Source organism: Halomonas nitroreducens (genome assembly GCF_003966155.1).
In the GTDB taxonomy this organism is placed as follows: domain Bacteria; phylum Pseudomonadota; class Gammaproteobacteria; order Pseudomonadales; family Halomonadaceae; genus Halomonas; species Halomonas nitroreducens.
This window is the reverse complement of record NZ_RXNS01000014.1, coordinates 103978-119965: the sequence shown is the minus strand read 5'-3', so window position 1 is coordinate 119965 and position 15988 is coordinate 103978. Positions and strand designations below refer to the sequence as shown.

General features: G+C 68.5%; 16 protein-coding genes. 3 read left to right on the top strand and 13 right to left on the bottom strand.

What is annotated here, in order from left to right; all coding sequences use genetic code 11:
• Positions 1 to 3: 3 nt before the first annotated feature.
• The 6 genes from EKG36_RS14970 to ampD form a co-directional block, all read right to left on the bottom strand.
• Positions 4 to 768 carry a class I SAM-dependent methyltransferase gene (locus EKG36_RS14970; RefSeq protein WP_126485481.1) on the bottom strand — a complete coding sequence of 255 codons (765 nt, stop codon included), beginning with the start codon at positions 766 to 768 and terminating at the stop codon, positions 4 to 6.
• Positions 765 to 1469 (bottom strand): tRNA (adenosine(37)-N6)-threonylcarbamoyltransferase complex dimerization subunit type 1 TsaB, encoded by a 705-nt coding sequence (gene tsaB / locus EKG36_RS14965; RefSeq protein WP_126485479.1) that lies wholly within the window; start codon positions 1467 to 1469, stop codon positions 765 to 767. The genes EKG36_RS14970 and tsaB overlap by 4 nt, the downstream gene beginning before the upstream one ends.
• Positions 1470 to 1557: 88 nt before the next feature.
• Positions 1558 to 2214 (bottom strand): adenylate kinase, encoded by a 657-nt coding sequence (adk, locus tag EKG36_RS14960; RefSeq protein WP_126485477.1) that lies wholly within the window; start codon positions 2212 to 2214, stop codon positions 1558 to 1560.
• Between the two features lie 236 nt (positions 2215 to 2450).
• Positions 2451 to 4436, bottom strand: coding sequence for a pyruvate dehydrogenase complex dihydrolipoyllysine-residue acetyltransferase (aceF, locus tag EKG36_RS14955; RefSeq protein WP_126485475.1), 1986 nt, complete (start codon positions 4434 to 4436; stop codon positions 2451 to 2453).
• 70 nt (positions 4437 to 4506) lie between these two features.
• On the bottom strand, positions 4507 to 7179 hold the full coding sequence (aceE, locus tag EKG36_RS14950) for a pyruvate dehydrogenase (acetyl-transferring), homodimeric type (protein ID WP_126485473.1): 2673 nt from the start codon (positions 7177 to 7179) through the stop codon (positions 4507 to 4509).
• Between the two features lie 335 nt (positions 7180 to 7514).
• Positions 7515 to 8084, bottom strand: a complete 570-nt coding sequence (gene ampD, locus EKG36_RS14945) for a 1,6-anhydro-N-acetylmuramyl-L-alanine amidase AmpD (RefSeq protein WP_126485471.1) — start codon at positions 8082 to 8084, stop codon at positions 7515 to 7517.
• 77 nt (positions 8085 to 8161) lie between these two features.
• On the opposite strand from ampD, the gene nadC reads away from it, so the two are divergent.
• The gene (gene nadC / locus EKG36_RS14940) at positions 8162 to 9013 is read left to right on the top strand and encodes a carboxylating nicotinate-nucleotide diphosphorylase (RefSeq protein ID WP_126485469.1); all 852 of its coding nucleotides are present in this window, start codon (positions 8162 to 8164) and stop codon (positions 9011 to 9013) included.
• 4 nt (positions 9014 to 9017) lie between these two features.
• Here nadC and EKG36_RS14935 read toward each other — a convergent pair whose 3' ends face one another.
• Positions 9018 to 9569, bottom strand: a complete 552-nt coding sequence (locus EKG36_RS14935; protein WP_126485467.1) for a GNAT family N-acetyltransferase — start codon at positions 9567 to 9569, stop codon at positions 9018 to 9020.
• Positions 9570 to 9661: 92 nt separating this feature from the next.
• On the opposite strand from EKG36_RS14935, the gene tsaA reads away from it, so the two are divergent.
• On the top strand, positions 9662 to 10387 hold the full coding sequence (gene tsaA, locus EKG36_RS14930; RefSeq protein WP_126485465.1) for a tRNA (N6-threonylcarbamoyladenosine(37)-N6)-methyltransferase TrmO: 726 nt from the start codon (positions 9662 to 9664) through the stop codon (positions 10385 to 10387).
• 22 nt (positions 10388 to 10409) lie between these two features.
• Here tsaA and purC read toward each other — a convergent pair whose 3' ends face one another.
• Genes purC through dapA form a run of 4 tightly spaced genes read right to left on the bottom strand, consistent with a single transcriptional unit; the run spans position 10410 to position 13855 of the window.
• On the bottom strand, positions 10410 to 11123 hold the full coding sequence (gene purC, locus EKG36_RS14925; protein ID WP_126485463.1) for a phosphoribosylaminoimidazolesuccinocarboxamide synthase: 714 nt from the start codon (positions 11121 to 11123) through the stop codon (positions 10410 to 10412).
• A gap of 41 nt (positions 11124 to 11164) precedes the next feature.
• Positions 11165 to 11962, bottom strand: coding sequence for an MBL fold metallo-hydrolase (locus tag EKG36_RS14920; protein ID WP_126485461.1), 798 nt, complete (start codon positions 11960 to 11962; stop codon positions 11165 to 11167).
• Positions 11962 to 12924: a lipoprotein-34 gene (locus EKG36_RS14915; RefSeq protein ID WP_246007526.1), complete on the bottom strand. Its 963-nt coding sequence runs from the start codon at positions 12922 to 12924 to the stop codon at positions 11962 to 11964. Before EKG36_RS14915 ends, EKG36_RS14920 begins: the two co-directional genes overlap by 1 nt.
• A gap of 46 nt (positions 12925 to 12970) precedes the next feature.
• A complete protein-coding gene (gene dapA / locus EKG36_RS14910) occupies positions 12971 to 13855 on the bottom strand; it encodes a 4-hydroxy-tetrahydrodipicolinate synthase (protein WP_126485459.1) in 885 nt (294 codons plus the stop codon).
• Between the two features lie 203 nt (positions 13856 to 14058).
• Here dapA and EKG36_RS14905 point away from each other — a divergent pair, with 203 nt between their 5' ends.
• Positions 14059 to 14535: a peroxiredoxin gene (locus EKG36_RS14905; protein ID WP_126485452.1), complete on the top strand. Its 477-nt coding sequence runs from the start codon at positions 14059 to 14061 to the stop codon at positions 14533 to 14535.
• A gap of 31 nt (positions 14536 to 14566) precedes the next feature.
• On the opposite strand, the gene EKG36_RS14900 is transcribed toward EKG36_RS14905, so the two are convergent.
• Together EKG36_RS14900 and EKG36_RS14895 are read right to left on the bottom strand one after the other, a co-directional pair.
• Positions 14567 to 15670, bottom strand: a complete 1104-nt coding sequence (locus EKG36_RS14900; RefSeq protein WP_126485450.1) for an AI-2E family transporter — start codon at positions 15668 to 15670, stop codon at positions 14567 to 14569.
• Positions 15667 to 15915, bottom strand: coding sequence for a sulfurtransferase TusA family protein (locus tag EKG36_RS14895; RefSeq protein WP_126485448.1), 249 nt, complete (start codon positions 15913 to 15915; stop codon positions 15667 to 15669). The genes EKG36_RS14900 and EKG36_RS14895 overlap by 4 nt, the downstream gene beginning before the upstream one ends.
• Between the last annotated feature and the right edge of the window lie 73 nt (positions 15916 to 15988).

Here is a 15988-nt window from a genome sequence, read left to right as displayed (position 1 = left end):
GGCTCAGGAGGGGGTCAAGGCACGATGGACATAGAGGTCGTAGCGGCTGGTCTTGCCCTCCAGCACATGGCGCGGGGCGGGCCCGGCGATGGGCGGGGCCTTGCGTGGTCGCTTGACCACCACCCGGTGGGTGGCCACGTCCAGCGCCGCCTCGAGCAGCCGGGGCGCATCGGCGTCGTCCCCGGCCAGTGCCCGGAACAGGCGCATCTCCTTCTTGACCAGCGCCGACTTCTCGCGGTGGGGAAACATGGGGTCGAGATGGACGACCTGGGGCACGACGCCCGCCCCGGCCACCAGCGCAGCCAGCTCGCGCCCCGCGTCACCATGGGCCAGGTGCATGCGTGCGGCGACGTCGGCAGTATCGGCCGCGGCCCGGGCGCGGGCCAGGCCGTCCTCGAGCAAGGCGGCGATGGCCGCGACCCGCTCCACCAGCAACACCTCGGCCCCCAGCGCGGCCAGCACGAAGGCGTCACGGCCGAGGCCCGCCGTGGCATCCACCACCGAGGGCGTCACGCCCCTGGTCAGCCCACAGGCCCGGGCGATGAGCTGGCCCCGGCCACCCCCGAAGCGGCGACGGTGGGCCGCCCGGCCGCTGACGAAGTCCACCGCCAGGGGCTTGCCGTAGACGCGGGGATCGCCGGCCAGGACCAGCCGGCCGTCCTCGCGGCACAGCACCAGCGGCGCCTCGGCGCCGACCGGGGTCTCGCGCCCGGGCAAGCCCCAGCGGTCGGCCAGAGCGGCGTCGCCCGCTACCGCCACACCGCTCATCGGTTCTTCTGCCAGGCAACCTGGTCGCGCAGGTAGACCGGCTGCACCTCGTGGGCGGGGCGTCCCTCCCCGGCGGCGAAGGCCTCGGCGGCCAGCAGCACCATCTCCTCGGCGGCGGCCTCCAACTCGGGCAGGCACTGGCTAATGCCGGCCTGGACCTGAGGTGGCATCTCGTCCCACAGGCCCCAGCCGGAGCCGACGCCCACCCAGTCATGGTCCTCGTGTCCGGGGGGCAGCCGGAGGCGCGACGGTGGCAGTACCGCCTCCGCCTCGAGGGCCTCGACCCGCCCCTCCTGGCAGCGCCAGGCCGCGGCATAGACCTCGCCCATGCGGGCATCCAGGGCGGTGACCAGGTAGCGGTAATGGTGGCGACGATGGGCCCCCAGGGCCAGCGCGGCCAGGGTCGAGACCCCGAGCAGGGGGCGGTCCAGGCCGAACGCCAGACCCTGGGCGGTGCCGGCGGCGATACGCAGTCCGGTGAAGGAGCCCGGTCCCCGGCCATACGCCACCGCATCCAGGTCGGCGGGCGCCACACCGGCCTCGCCGAGGACCTCGTCGACCATCGGCAGCAGGCGACGGGTATGCGCGCGGGGCGTGAGTTCGAAGCGGGAGATCAGGGTGTCCGCCTGGCCGTCACGGCGGCGCAGCAGGGCGGCGGAACAGGCGCTCGAGGAGGCATCCAGGGCCAGCAGGGTCGGCATGGGGAGTCACGCAGTAGCGAAAAATGTCGGGGCATTATACGACAACGGCCCGCGAATGCGGGCCGTCGTGAGCGGGGGCGGGGCGGAATCAGCCTTCCAGGGCCTCGATCACCTGGGCGGTGATGTCATCGACGCTGCCGACGCCCTCGACCCGATGATAGGCCGGCGCGGCGTCCGGGTCCTGCCGGGCCCACTCCTGGTAGTACTCGACCAGGGGCGCGGTCTGGTCATGATAGACCGCCAGGCGGTTGCGCACAGTGGCCTCGCTGTCGTCGTCGCGCTGGATCAGGGCCTCGCCGGTGACGTCGTCCTTGCCCTCCTCCTTGGGCGGGTTGTGGTCGACGTGGTAGACCCGGCCCGAGGCCGGATGGACGCGGCGCCCCGCCAGGCGATTGACGATCTCCTCGTCGGGCACGGCGATCTCCAGCACATGGTCGATCTTCACGCCGGCGTCCTTCATGGCATCGGCCTGGGGGATGGTGCGCGGGAAGCCGTCGAACAGGAAGCCGTTGGCGCAGTCCGGCTGGGCGATACGCTCCTTGACCAGGGAGATGATCAGGTCATCGGAGACCAGGCCTCCGGTGGTCATGATCTCCTTGACCTTGAGACCCAACTCGCTGCCTTCCTTGACCGCCGCCCGCAGCATGTCGCCGGTGGAGATCTGCGGGATGCCGAAGCGTTCGCAGATGAACTGGGCCTGGGTGCCCTTGCCGGCACCCGGGGCGCCCAAGAGGATCAAACGCATGGAAACTGCTCCTTGAAGTGATGAGAAACGCACAGTCGAAAAAAGGGTTGAAGCGAACGATACCCGGGCCATCTTCACCAGACAAGCGACGGACGGCCGCAGGGACCATCAGGAAGACAAAAAGCCCCTTTGCCTCAAGGCATTAGGGGCAAATAGCACTTTGGTCGGCTCGCCGTGGCACGCCGGGCAGAAACGACGACGGCGCCTTGCGGCGCCGTCGTCGACCTGCCTGATGCCTAGAGCAGCAGGCGACGGATATCGGTGAGCACCTGCCCGAGGAAGGCGGTGAACCGGGCCGCATCCGCGCCATTGACCGCCCGGTGGTCATAGGACAGCGACAGCGGCATCATCAGCCGCGGCTGGAAGGCCGCGCCGTCCCATACCGGTTTGGTCTGGGCCTTGGAGATGCCGAGGATGGCGACCTCCGGGGCGTTGACGATGGGCGTGAAGGCGGTGCCGCCGATCGAACCCAGGCTGGAGATGGTGAAGCAGCCACCGGTCATCTCCTCGCGCTTGAGCTTCTTCGACTGGGCCTTGCCCGCCAGTTCCACGGACTCCTTGGCCAGCTCGATCAGCGATTTCTTGTCGGCATCGCGGATCACCGGGACCATCAGGCCATCCGGGGTATCCACGGCGACGCCGATGTGCACGTACTTCTTGTGTACCATGGTCTCGCCGTCGCTCTTCAGGCTGACGTTGAACTGCGGGAACTTGCGCAGCGCGAAGGCACAGGCCTTGATCAGGAAGGGCAGCGGCGTGAGCTTGGCGCCCTGGGCCTCCGCCTCGGCCTTCATCGACTTGCGGAAGGCCTCCAGCTCGGTGATGTCGGCCTCGTCGAACTGGGTCACGTGGGGCAGGTTGACCCAGCTGCGATGCAGGTTGGTGGCGCCCATCTTCATCAGGCGCCCCATGGGCTTCTCCTCGACCTCGCCGAACTGGCTGAAGTCCTGGTCGGGGATTGGCGGGATGCCCGCACCGCCCGCGGCGGCCGCCGGGGCGGCGGCCGGTGCCTCGGCCTTGCCGGCCATCACCTGCTTGACGTAGGCGTGCACGTCCTCCTTGAGCACGCGCTCCTTGGGACCGCTGGGCTTGACCAGGCCGAGGTCGACGCCGAGCTCGCGGGCCAGCATGCGTACCGCCGGGCCGGCATGCACCAGTTTGCTGTCGCGGGGCTTGTGGGCGGCCATCTGCGCCTCGGGGCTGGGCCGCCCCACCGGCGCGCTGGCCGGCTTCTCGGCCGGTGCCGCGGATGCCTCGGCCTTGGCCTCGGATTGCTGCGCGGCGGCCTGGGGCGCGGGCTTGGCACCGGCGGTCTCGATGTAGCCGATCAGGTCGCCCTCGGAGACGGTATCGCCCTCCTTGACGGTGAGCTCGACCAGCGTGCCCTTGAAGGGACTCGGCACGTCCATCGAGGCCTTGTCGGACTCCAGGGTGATCAGCGGGTCTTCCTCGTCGACCTCGTCGCCGACGCTGGCGGCGATCTCGATCACCGGCACGTCGCTGGAGCCGGACAGGTCGGGGACGCGCACCTCGCGACGCTCGGGCTCGCCACTCGCCGACGCCTCGGACGCCTGTTCCGCCTGGGGCTCGGCTGCCGGCGTGTCGGCCGCGGGCGCCTCGGCCTCGTCGCCGTCACCACCGACCTGCATGGTACCGATGACGTCGCCCTCGGAGACGGTGTCCCCCTCCTTGACCGTCAGGCTGGCGATCTTGCCGGCATGGGGACTCGGCACGTCCATCGAGGCCTTGTCGGACTCCAGGGTGATCAGGGTGTCTTCCTCGGCGACCTCGTCCCCCTCGGCCACCGCCACCTCGATGATCTCCACATCGGCGGAGCCACCCAGGTCGGGCACCGTGATGTCGACGCTGCGGCTGCCGCCGCCGGCACGCTTGGCCGCGGGCGCCTCGGGCTCGGGAGCCGACTCGGGCTCGGCGGCCGAGGCCTCGGCCGTCTCACCGGCCTCGCCACCGGCATCACCGCCGCCTTCGGCCTCGATCTCGACGATATCGTCCCCCTCGGAGACGGTATCGCCCTCCTTGACCAGCACCTTCAGCACCTTGCCGCCCTTGGGGGCGGGCACGTCCATGGAGGCCTTGTCGGATTCCAGGGTGATCAGGGTGTCCTCCGGCTCGATGACGTCGCCTTCCGACACCGCGATCTCGATGATTTCCACATCGGTATCGCCACCGATGTCGGGCACTTTGATGATTTCGCTACTCAAGGTCGCGCTCCTTCAAACTCTTGACGGGGGCGGGCCCCACGGGCCCGCCATGCCACCGGTGGTCGACGCCTCACACCTCGAGCGGGTTGGGCTTGTTGGGGTCGATGCCATACTTCTCGATGGCCTCGCCGACGACCTTGCGATCGATCTCGCCGCGCCCGGCCAGCGCCTTGAGCGCGGCCACGGTGACGAAGTAGCGGTTGACCTCGAAGAAGTGACGCAGCTTCTCGCGGGTGTCGGAGCGGCCGTAGCCGTCGGTGCCGAGGACATGGTAGTCGGTCGGCACCCAGGCGCGGACCTGGTCGGCGTACAGCTTCATGTAGTCGGTGGAGGCGATTGCCGGGCCCTGACGCCCCTCGAGGCACGCCGTGACGTGCGGCTTGCCGGGTTCGTCGGCCGGCTTGAGGAAGGCCTGGCGGTCGATCTCGAGGGCCTCGCGACGCAGCTCGTTGAAGCTGGTCACGCTCCAGATATCGGCACCCACGCCCCAGTCCTCGGCGAGCAGTTCGGCGGCGGCCTCGACCTCGCGCAGGATGGTGCCCGAGCCCAGCAGCTGGACGCGTCCCTTGTCACCCTGGGTCTCGCCCAGCAGGTACATGCCCTTGATGATGTCCTCGGCGGGCACCTCCTCCAGGGCCGGCTGCTCGTAGTTCTCGTTCATCACCGTCAGGTAGTAGAAGCAGTTCTCCTTGTCGGTGAACATGCGCTTCAGACCGTCCTGGACGATGACTGCCACCTCGTGGGCATAGGTCGGGTCGTAGCTGCGGCAGTTGGGGATCATCGACGCCTGAAGCAGGCTGTGGCCGTCCTGGTGCTGCAGCCCCTCGCCGTTGAGGGTGGTGCGACCGGCGGTACCGCCGACCAGGAAGCCCCGCGCCTGCATGTCGCCGGCGGCCCAGGCCAGGTCACCGATGCGCTGGAAGCCGAACATCGAGTAGTAGACGTAGAACGGCAGCAGGGTGGTGGCGTTGTTCGAGTAGGAGGTCGCCGCGGCGATCCAGGCCGACATGGCCCCGGCCTCGCTGATGCCCTCCTCGAGGATCTGACCCTTCTGATCCTCGCGGTAGAACATGATCTGACCCTTGTCGACCGGCTCGTACTTCTGGCCCTCGGAGGTGTAGATGCCGAGTTGGCGGAACATGCCCTCCATGCCGAAGGTGCGCGCCTCGTCGGGGATGATCGGCACCACCCGGTCGCCGATCTTCTTGTCCTTGACCAGGCCGTTGAGGATGCGCACGAAGGCCATGGTGGTGGAGATCTCGCGGCCCTTGGACCCGCCGGTCTGGGAGGCGAAGGTCTTGTCCTCCAGCGACGGGATCGGCAGCGACTCGAAGTCGCTGCGCCGGCTCGGCAGGTAGCCGCCCAGGCGCTCGCGCTGGAGGTGCATGTACTTGAGCTCCGGGGAATCGTCCTCGGGCTTGTAGTACGGGACCTCCTTGAGCTGCTCGTCGGACAGCGGGATGCCGAAGCGATCGCGGAACTTCCTGAGCGCCTCGTATTCCATGGTCTTGACCTGGTGGGCTTCCATGGCGGCCTCACCCTCGCCGCCGCCCATGCCATACCCCTTGACGGTGTGCGCCAGGATCACGGTGGGCCGGCCATTGGCGTTCTGGGTCGCCTCGTGGTAGGCCGCATAGACCTTGAACGGATCGTGGCCACCGCGGTTGAGCTTCCAGATGTCCTCATCGGACATGTCCTTGACCATCTCGGCGGTTTCCGGGTACTTGCCGAAGAAGTGCTCCCGGGTGTAGGCGCCGCCGAGGGCCTTGTAGTTCTGGTACTCGCCGTCGACCGCCTCGTCCATGCGCTTCTGCAGGATGCCCTTGTTGTCCTTCTCGAACAGCGGGTCCCACAGGCGGCCCCAGACGACCTTCTGGACGTTCCAGCCGGCGCCGCGGAACACGCCCTCAAGCTCGTCCATGATCCGCGAGTTGCCGCGCACCGGACCGTCGAGGCGCTGCAGGTTGCAGTTGATGACGAAGATCAGGTTGTCGAGCTTCTCGCGGCTGGCCAGGTGGATGGCCCCCAGGGACTCCGGTTCGTCGCACTCGCCGTCGCCCATGAAGCACCAGATCTTGCGATCGTGCATGTCCTTGAGCTCACGCGAGTGCAGGTACTTCATCACGTGCGCCTGGTAGATCGCCTGGATCGGCCCCAGCCCCATGGACACCGTGGGGAACTGCCAGAAGTCCGGCATCAGCCAGGGGTGCGGGTAGGAGGACAGGCCGTCGCCGTCCACCTCCTGGCGGTACTTGTCCATCTGCTCTTCGGTCAGGCGCCCTTCCAGGTAGGCGCGGGCGTAGACGCCCGGTGCCACGTGGCCCTGGATGTACACGAGGTCGCCCTCGAAGTCACCGTTCGGGGCACGGAAGAAGTGGTTGAAGCCCACGTCGTAGAGGGTCGCCGCCGACATGAAACTGGCGATGTGCCCGCCGAGGCCCGGGTTCGCGCGGTTGTTGCGGATCACCTGGGCGATGGCGTTGTAGCGGATCAACGAGCGGATGCGACGCTCCATGAAGAGATCGCCCGGCATCGGCGCCTCGCGGTGCACCGGGATGGTATTGCGATGCGGCGTCGTCACCGAGAAAGGTACCTGCATGCCGTCGCGGCGCACGCGGTCGGCCAAGCGGGTCATCAGGTACCGGGCGCGGTCCTCGCCCTCGCGATCCAGTACCGATTCCAGGGAATCCAGCCATTCCGTGGTTTCGACCGGATCGAGATCTTCTCGTGTCTCAAGACTCATAGACGTCTCTCCGAATGACGTGGGGGCAACAGCCCCGCAACAAGGGGGTGTAGCGCTTTGCGTGGAGGCAGGGCAGGATCTCCACCCTAACCCGCCTGTGTTGTAGTCGTTTTACAAGGCAACGCAATCGTTGGTGGTAAGTGCGCTGAAGATACCGTAAAGACTTACGGCTGCCAATTGAAACAGAACTGGAAATGATTTTCAAAAATCGCGAAGCCTTGATTGATCGGGGGTTTCGGGTGTTTTCGATGCGAGCCACCCGCACCTTGGAGCCTTGTAATTCAACCGAGTACACCCTCGTCGCCGAGGCATTTTCGGCAAGAACAGTTGTTTTGTTACGTAAAATTGCCACTCCCCGCCAGCCGTTGCCGGAAGTAGGCCCAGTCGAAGGCCGGCCCGGGATCGCTCTTGCGTAACGGCGCGACATGGGCATGACTGGTGATGCGCTCGGCCGTGAGCGCCGGATAGCTCGCCAGCAATGCCCGGGTTGCCGCCGCCAGCGCCCGGTACTGGGCCAGAGTGTAGGGGGACACCTCGTCCCCTTCCAGCTCGATGCCTACTGCAAAGTCGTTCAGCGCCCGGCGCTCGACGCCGCCCTCCCGCCAGCACGAGCGACCGGCGTGCCAGGCTCGCGCCTGGAAGGGCACGAATTGCACGCACTCGCCGTCGCGGCGGATCAGCAGGTGGGCCGAGACCCGCAGGCCGGCGATGGCGGCGAAGAAGGGGTGGGCGGCCGGGTCGAGGCGATTGGTGAATAGCCGCTCGATCGCCTCGCCGCCGAACTGCCCCGGCGGCAGGCTGATGGAGTGCAACACCAGCAGCGAGACCTCGCCGTCCGGACGCACGTCCTGATTGGGTGACGGTACCCGGCGGGCCCCGTCGAGCCAGCCCTCGTGAATCGGCATCTTTCCCCCTGACGTCTGTGCTTGGGTTTCCCCTATAATGAACGCCCCCAGCTTCCCAGCACAGAGACAGGCCCACCATGCACTACCAGGATGCCCTTGCCGAAGAGATTCGCGACAGCGCCGCCCGGCTGCTGGCCGAGGACGTCGGCCCCGGCGACATCACCGCCGAGCTGATTCCCGAGAAACAGTGGGCCCGAGCCCGGGTGATCACCCGAGAGGACACCGTACTGTGCGGGGTGGCCTGGGTCGACGAGCTGTTCCGGCGTCTCGATGCCCGGGTCGCGCTGCGCTGGCAGGCCGCCGATGGCGATCGGGTGGCCGCCGGCGACGCCTTCCTCGAGCTCGAGGGGCCGGCCCGCGCCCTGCTGACCGGTGAGCGGGCGGCCCTCAACCTGCTGCAGACCCTCTCGGCCACCGCGACGCGCACCCGCCACTACGTGGACCTGCTCGCGGGCACCGGGGTCCGGGTACTGGATACCCGCAAGACGCTGCCCGGCATGCGCCTGGCCCAGAAGTATGCGGTAACCTGCGGCGGCGGCCACAACCATCGCATCGGTCTTTACGATGCCTTCCTGATCAAGGAGAACCACATCGCCGCCTGCGGCGGGATCGCCGCCGCCGTGGACGAGGCACGGCGTATCGCCCGGGACCTGCCGGTAGAGGTGGAAGTGGAGACCTTCGAGGAACTCGACCAGGCGCTGGCCGCCGGTGCCGACGTGATCATGCTCGACAACTTCTCGCTGGAGGACATGCGCGAGGCGGTCCGGCGCACTGGCGGCCGAGCCACCCTCGAGGCCTCGGGCAATGTCGACGAGACCACCCTCAAGGCCATCGCCGAGACCGGGGTGGACTGCATCTCCAGCGGCGCCCTGACCAAGGACGTCAAGGCCATCGACCTGTCGATGCGGATCGTCGAGCAGGATGGCTGAGCGCTCAGGCGCCCGACGCTTCCAGTGACTTCTCCAGGTGCCGGCGGCACAGCCGCTGGCCCCCCCGCTCGACCCACTCCTCGCGGACCCGCCGCCAGCCGCGGCGCTCCAGCCCGTCGGCCATCACCAGGCTGGCATCGATGCCCATGCATGTCGCCCCCTGTTCCCGCAGCAACCGCTCGGCGTGATCCAGCAGGGTCGAGCCGATGCCGCGGCGGGCCAGCGAGGGCCAGACATACAGTGACTCGATGTGGTCGCGACGCAAGTCGATCTCGATGAAGCCCACACAGCGGCCATCACAGGTCGCCACCAGGGTGGTATAGAGGGCCTGGCGGGCCGCCCAGGCACAGCCCTCGCGGGGCAATACCGCGGCCCAGGCTTCCCGTGCTTCCAGCGCATAGTGCGCCATGGCACCCTGCATGACGGCGTGGTGAAAGACCTCGGCCTGGTCGGTGCCGTCCTGGACCCGGGCCTGGCGATAGAGGATGCGCGGCGTCCTGGCACCGGAGGCCGGAGCGTCCGGGGGCGCCGTGGAAACGGGATCGGCATGACGCATAAGGGGCTTCCTGCGAAAATGGAGACGCCCAGAGATTACCGAAGCCAGGCGCCCGGGCCAATGCCCGACGGTGCCCGTCACCAGGACCCGCCATGCCCGCCCCTTCTGCCAACGCCTTTCGCATGACGCCCATCGGGCATATCGCGAGCGACTTTCCCGACAAGTTCGGCATCCCCCGCCAGCCCGGCCTGGCCGAGGCCGCCCGCGCCCGCCTGGTGCTGGCGCCGCCCTTCGACGACCCGCTGACGGTACGCGGCCTGGAGGCCTTCAGCCACCTCTGGCTGACCTTCGTCTTCCACCTGAGCCCCGAGCGCTGGACGCCGCTGGTGCGCCCGCCGCGCCTGGGCGGCAATGCCCGGGTGGGGGTGTTCGCCAGCCGCAGCACCCATCGCCCCAATCGCCTGGGCCTGTCGCTGGTCGAGCTCGAGGGCATCGACACCCAGGGCGGCGTAAGCCTGGCACTGCGCGGCGCGGACCTGGTGGACGGCACCCCGGTCCTGGACATCAAGCCCTACCTGCCCTGGGCCGAGGCCCGCCCCGAGGCCCGGGCCGGCTTCGCCCCCGCGGCGCCGCCCGCCCTGGCCGTGCGCCTCGCCCCACCGGCGGAGGCGACCCTGGCCACCCGCCCCGACGGCGACTCGCTGCGCGCGCTGATCCACCAGGTGCTGGCCCAGGACCCGCGCCCGGCCTACCACCGCCGGGGAGCCGAGGCGCGGATCTACGGGGTGCGCCTGCGCGACGTGGACGTGCGCTTCCGTGCCCTGGCCGGCGCCGAGGGCAAGACGCTGCTGGAAGTCGTCGAGATCGTGGCGGTGTAGGGACCCGACACGACGGCGAACCTCAGGAGAAGTCGACGCCGATCCGCTTGCCCACCTCCTCGTAGGCCTCGATCACCCCGCCCAGCCCCTGGCGGAAGCGGTCCTTGTCGAGCTTCTCGCGGGTCTCGGCATCCCACAGGCGGCAGCCGTCCGGGGAGAACTCGTCTCCCAGCACGATCTTGCCCTGGAAGAGCCCGAATTCGAGCTTGTAGTCCACCAGCAGCAGCCCACCGTCGGCGAACAGCTGCTTGAGCACTTCATTGACGCGGAAGGTCAGGGCCTTCATCTCGGCCAACTGCTCGGGGGTCGCCCAGCCGAAGGTCTCGGCCAGCGACTCGTTGATCATCGGATCATGGAGCTCGTCGTTCTTGAGGAACAGCTGGAAGGTCGGCGGATTGAGCTCGCCACCCTCTTCCACGCCGAGGGTCTTGACCAGGCTGCCCGCGGCGATGTTGCGCACCACGCACTCCACCGGCAGCATGTCGAGGTTCTTGACCACGCACTCGCTCGCGGAGAGCAGGCCCTCGAAGTGGGTAGGGATACCGGCCTCCTGCAGCTTGCCCATGATGAAGGCATTGAAGCGGTTGTTGACCTCACCCTTGCGCTCCAGCGACTCCACGCGCCGTCCGTCGAAGGCACTGGTGTCGTCGCGGAAGTGCAGGATCAGGCGATCCGGGTCGTCGGTGGCGTAGACCGACTTGGCCTTGCCGGCAAACAGTTCTTGGCGCTTTTCCATGGGAAGCCTCCACAGGCGGTAGGTATAAGAGGATACGGGGATCAGGTGATCGCCTGCCAGTCCAGCCCCTGGTCCTGGGCGGCCACCGTCAGGCGCGAATCATCGCCGTCGAGCAGTGGCACCAGGGCCTCCAGGGCCAGTTCGGGGCGGTTGTTGTGTTCGGACAGGTGTGAGCAGACGATGCGCTGCAGCCGGTCCAGTCCCAGCCGCTGGAGCAGCCAGGCCGCCTGGGCGTTGGCCAGGTGGCCCCACTGGCCGCCGACCCGACGCTTGAGGCTCGGCGGGTAGGGGCCGGTCTGCAGCAGGTGGACATCGTGGTTGCACTCCAGTACCAGGGCATCACAGCCACGGAAGGCCTCGACGACGTGCTCGCTGGGATGGCCCAGGTCGGTGAGCAGGCCGAGGCGCCGGTCGCCGGCGGCCAGGCGGAACTGCACCGGCTCCCGGGCATCGTGGGGCACCGTGACCGGGTCGATCGCGAAGCCCTTCACCCGAAAGGGCGACTGGGGGGTGATCCAGTGGCGATGCGGCACCTCGCCGAGCTTGCCCGACAGCCAGGTGCCCGGCGTCAGGTAGACCGGCACCCGGTGGCGCCGGGCCAGCGGCCCGACGCCGCGCACGTGATCACCGTGCTCGTGGGTCACCAGCACGGCATCGAGCTGGCGGGGGTGCAGGCCGAAGCGGGCCAGGCGACGCTCGGTCTCCCGGAGGCCGAAGCCGCAGTCGACCAGCAGGTGCGTCTCGCCGTCGCTGACCAGGGTCGCATTGCCCTTGCTGCCACTGCCCAGCGAGGCGAAATGCAGCCGCCCGCCCCCTTCCAGCCTTGGCGACGCGCTCATCAGCCCAGCAGGCCCGCCACCCGCTCGAGGAGTTCACGGCGATCCTCCGCGGAGAGCTCGCGCGCGTCGGCGGGCTCGGCACGCAACACGGTGCGCTCGGGCCCGGTCGACTCCAGCACCAGGCGAATGCGCTGGGGCGACGCCTGGCCCAGGCTGGTCAGGGTACCCAGCAGGCCCGGGCTGCGTTCGCTGAGGGTCAGGTAGTCCACCAGGAAGCGGTGGCCGTCGGGATCCTGTTCCACCAGCTGGCGGCGCTCAGCCACCGAGAAGTCGGCCTCGAGCTGGTAGCTGAGTTCGGCCCAGGTCCGCTCCAGATCGAAGGGGATCACCAGGCGCCACTCGCCGGCGCGCTGCTCGAGGAGCGGACGCGCCCGCTCCTCCGGGGCACGCTGCACCGCCAGCGACGAGGCACTGGCGGTGGCGCCGCGCGCCTCGAAGCGCCGTTCCAAGGCGCGCAGGCAGCCCTCCAGCGGCGAGCCGGCCTGCTCGCAGCGCACCTCGCTGGCCCCGGGCTGCAGGCCCGGACGCACGCTGAGCCGTCCCTCGGCCGTCTCCAGCACGCCCCGGCTCGAGTCGCGACTCACCACCCGCAGGCCTCGCTCGTCGGCGAAGCGCTCCAGCTCCGACCACACCGCACTGGGCTCGGCCCCGACCACCAGCCAGCGACGACCGGCCGCCTCGCGGCGGGCCACCTCGCCTGCCTCCACGCCGCTGCCGGCGCCCAGCGCGCGGGGTGGCGGGGCATCGAAGTCATCGCCCTGGGAGGCGAAGGTCCCGGCGGCCTCGGGCACCGGCATGGCATCCCGGTAGCGGCGGGTGTCCCGGCTGTCGGGCAGCACCAGGGGGGCGCTCGCCTCGGCCTCGGCGTAGTCGACGCGACGGTCGTCGAAATAACCGTCGCGGGCACAGCCAGCCAGGGCCAGGGCGGCCACCAGGGGCATCCATTTCAGCGCAGCGCTCATGCGTCCACCTTGCATCGGGTTGTCCAGGTCGCGGCTCGGGTGCCGCTCAGTCGTCGATCACACCGGCCAGCTGCAGGGCCTCGCTGACGGTGGAGTGGTACTTCTCGGAGAGCCAGGTCAACGGCAGGCGGATGCCCGGCTCGATCAGGCCCATGCGGTGCAGGGCCCACTTCACGGGAATCGGGTTGGCCTCGATGCCCAGGTTGGTGTGCAACGGCATCAGGCGGGTGTTGATCTGGTGGGCCTTGTCGGCCTCGCCGGCCACGGCGGCGACACACAGCTCGTGCATGGCCCGCGGCGCGACGTTGGCGGTCACCGAGATGTCGCCATGGCCGCCCATCAGCATGAAGTCACAGGCCGTGCCGTCATCGCCGGAGTAGAGCATGAAGCCGCTGCCCTTGAGGCGGGCGATGAGGTCCTCGGCACGCTCCAGGTTGCCGGTGGCATCCTTGAGGCCGACAATGTTGTTCACCTCGGCCAGGCGCAGCACGGTCTCGTTGTAGAGGTCCGAGCAGGTACGGCCGGGCACGTTGTAGAGGATCACCGGCAGGTTGCTGCCCTCGGCCACGGCCTTGAAGTGCTGGTAGAGGCCTTCCTGGGTCGGCTTGTTGTAGTAGGGGCACACCGACAGGCAGTAGTCGGCCCCCACCTCGCTGGCGTAACGAGCCAGCTCGACCGCCTCGGAGGTGGCGTTGGCGCCGGTGCCGGCGATCACCGGGATGCGCCCGCCGACCTCTTCCACCACGGTACGGATCACGTCGAAGTGCTCGGCGAATGACATGGTGGTCGGCTCACCGGTGGTGCCCGCCGCGACGATGGCATCGGTGCCGTTGTCGAGATGGAAGTTGACCAGGGCCCGCAGGGCCTCCCAGTCGATATCGCCGTTGACCTTCATCGGTGTCGCCAGCGCGACGATGCTGCCCGTGATCATACTCTGCTTGTCCTCTCAACTGCCTGCCGGGGTGACCGCTGCGGCCACGGTCACCGTTCAAGGATCCCGCCCTCGCCTGGGGTCTCGATATCAGGGGTCAAATGGTACTCAGGGCTCGTGAGCCTGTACAGCGGCGACTTTACAGTTCGCCCCGGGTTGCGTGTAATCGGCGCCTTCGCCCATCCCGACCCAAGGAGTCTCCCATGACCGTCAGCATCGGCGAGCCCGTGCCCGACTTCACCGCCACCGCCACCGGCGACACCCCCCTCAGCCTCTCGGACCTGCGCGGCCGGCAGGTGGTGGTGTACTTCTACCCCAAGGCCAGCACCCCGGGCTGCACCACCGAGGGCGGCGACTTCCGCGACCGCAAGGACGCCTTCGAGGCGGCCAACACGGTGATCGTCGGCGTCTCCCGGGACGGCATCCGCGCCCAGGAGAACTTCAAGGCCAAGCAGGACTTCAACTTCCCGCTGCTCTCCGACAAGGACGAGACGGTGTGCCGGCTGTTCGACGTCATCAAGCTCAAGAAGCTCTACGGCAAGGAGCACCTCGGCATCGAGCGCAGCACCTTCCTGATCGATGCCGACGGCAAGCTCGCCCGGGAATGGCGGGGCGTCAAGGTCAAGGGGCACGCCGACGAGGTGCTGGAGGCCGCCCGGGCGCTGCACGCCGGCCAGTGAGGGCCGCGCGTCCGCCCTCGGGCGGACGCGCTCAGGACTCGACGGCCTCCTCCTCCTGGGAGACCTCCTGGCGACGCTGCTGGATGCCCCGCGGCCAGGCATAGACCAGGGCCTTGAGCAGGGTCGCCAGGGGGATGGCGAAGAAGATGCCCCAGAAGCCCCAGACCCCGCCGAAGAACAGCACTGCCAGGATGATCGACACCGGGTGCAGGTTGACCGCCTCGGAGAACAGCACCGGGACCAGGACGTTGCCGTCCAGGGCCTGGATCACCCCGTAGGCGATGATCACGTAGAGGAACTGGTCGCCGAGGCCGAAGTGGAAGCCCGCCACCGCCGCCACCGGCAGGGTCGCCACGGCGGCACCGATGTAGGGTACCAGCACCGACAACCCCACCAGCACCGCCAGCAGGGCCGAATAGGGCAGCCCGAAGAAGGCGAAGGTGAAGAAGGCGACGCTGCCGACGATGATGATCTCGGTGAACTTGCCCCGCACGTAGTTGGCGATCTGATCGTCCATCTCCTGCCAGACCCGCGTCATCAGGCCGCGATTCTTCGGCAGCAGCGAGACGGTGAAGCCCACCAGCCGGTCGCGATCCTTGAGCATGAAGAACACCAGGATCGGCACCAGCACCAGATAGACGATCAGCGCCACCACGTTGCCCAGCGAGGCCAGCGACAGGGTCAGGGCGCGCTGGCCGAGCTGGGTGACCTCGCGGCCGGCCATGCCGATCCAGGCCTGGATCTGGTCCGGGGTCACCAGCTGGGGGTAGCGCGCCTGGAGGTCATCGAGCAGCTGCTGGACGCTGGCGAACATGCGCGGCGTCTCCTGGACCAGGTTGACCAGCTGGTTCCAGATCAGCGGCATCAGGATCAGCGCCATCGCCAGCAACACGCCAATGAAGGCCAGGTAGACCAGCATCACCGCCAGGAAGTGCGGCACGCGACGCCGGGTCAGCCCGTTCACCGCGCCCTGCAGCAGGAAGGCGATCACCAGGGCGGTGAGGAAGGGCGCGAGCATCTTGCCCAGCCAGATCACCACGGCGAAGCCGAGCACCAGCACGATCAGCAGGATGACCGCCTCCTCGTCGGAGAGGTAGTGGTCGACCCAGCTACGGAACACCGACCTCAGGGTCATGAAGCCGGCTCCCCGCCCTTGCGGATCCAGTAGTGGTAGACCTCGCCACGTTCCTCGCGGGCCGGCATCTCGTGGTCGCTCTGGGCGATGAAGGTCTCGAAGTCCCGCCAGGATCCGGCATCGGTGGCCATCACTTCCAGCAGCTGCCCCGGTGCCAGCCGGGACAGGGCCTGCTTGGCCTTGAGCAGGGGCAGCGGACAGGGAAGACCCCGTGCGTCGAGCACGTCATCAGGTTGCACAGCCATATTGTCTCCCGGGAGAATGCCAGAGGCATGCCGGGCCCGAGCGGGGCAGGTTGCCGACATGAACTCTTGGGAT

Excerpts from the sequence above, each read along its gene's own strand:
- aceE (WP_126485473.1), bottom strand. The coding sequence starts at position 7,179 with ATGAGTCTTGAGACACGAGAAGATCTCGATCCGGTCGAAACCACGGAA.
- EKG36_RS14920 (WP_126485461.1), bottom strand. The coding sequence starts at position 11,962 with ATGAGCGCGTCGCCAAGGCTGGAAGGGGGCGGGCGGCTGCATTTCGCC.
- EKG36_RS14900 (WP_126485450.1), bottom strand. The coding sequence starts at position 15,670 with ATGACCCTGAGGTCGGTGTTCCGTAGCTGGGTCGACCACTACCTCTCC.
- EKG36_RS14935 (WP_126485467.1), bottom strand. The coding sequence starts at position 9,569 with ATGCGTCATGCCGATCCCGTTTCCACGGCGCCCCCGGACGCTCCGGCC.
- purC (WP_126485463.1), bottom strand. The coding sequence starts at position 11,123 with ATGGAAAAGCGCCAAGAACTGTTTGCCGGCAAGGCCAAGTCGGTCTAC.
- adk (WP_126485477.1), bottom strand. The coding sequence starts at position 2,214 with ATGCGTTTGATCCTCTTGGGCGCCCCGGGTGCCGGCAAGGGCACCCAG.
- EKG36_RS14915 (WP_246007526.1), bottom strand. The coding sequence starts at position 12,924 with ATGAGCGCTGCGCTGAAATGGATGCCCCTGGTGGCCGCCCTGGCCCTG.
- EKG36_RS14970 (WP_126485481.1), bottom strand. The coding sequence starts at position 768 with ATGAGCGGTGTGGCGGTAGCGGGCGACGCCGCTCTGGCCGACCGCTGG.
- EKG36_RS14895 (WP_126485448.1), bottom strand. The coding sequence starts at position 15,915 with ATGGCTGTGCAACCTGATGACGTGCTCGACGCACGGGGTCTTCCCTGT.
- dapA (WP_126485459.1), bottom strand. The coding sequence starts at position 13,855 with ATGATCACGGGCAGCATCGTCGCGCTGGCGACACCGATGAAGGTCAAC.
- ampD (WP_126485471.1), bottom strand. The coding sequence starts at position 8,084 with ATGCCGATTCACGAGGGCTGGCTCGACGGGGCCCGCCGGGTACCGTCA.
- tsaA (WP_126485465.1), top strand. The coding sequence starts at position 9,662 with ATGCCCGCCCCTTCTGCCAACGCCTTTCGCATGACGCCCATCGGGCAT.
- EKG36_RS14905 (WP_126485452.1), top strand. The coding sequence starts at position 14,059 with ATGACCGTCAGCATCGGCGAGCCCGTGCCCGACTTCACCGCCACCGCC.
- nadC (WP_126485469.1), top strand. The coding sequence starts at position 8,162 with ATGCACTACCAGGATGCCCTTGCCGAAGAGATTCGCGACAGCGCCGCC.
- tsaB (WP_126485479.1), bottom strand. The coding sequence starts at position 1,469 with ATGCCGACCCTGCTGGCCCTGGATGCCTCCTCGAGCGCCTGTTCCGCC.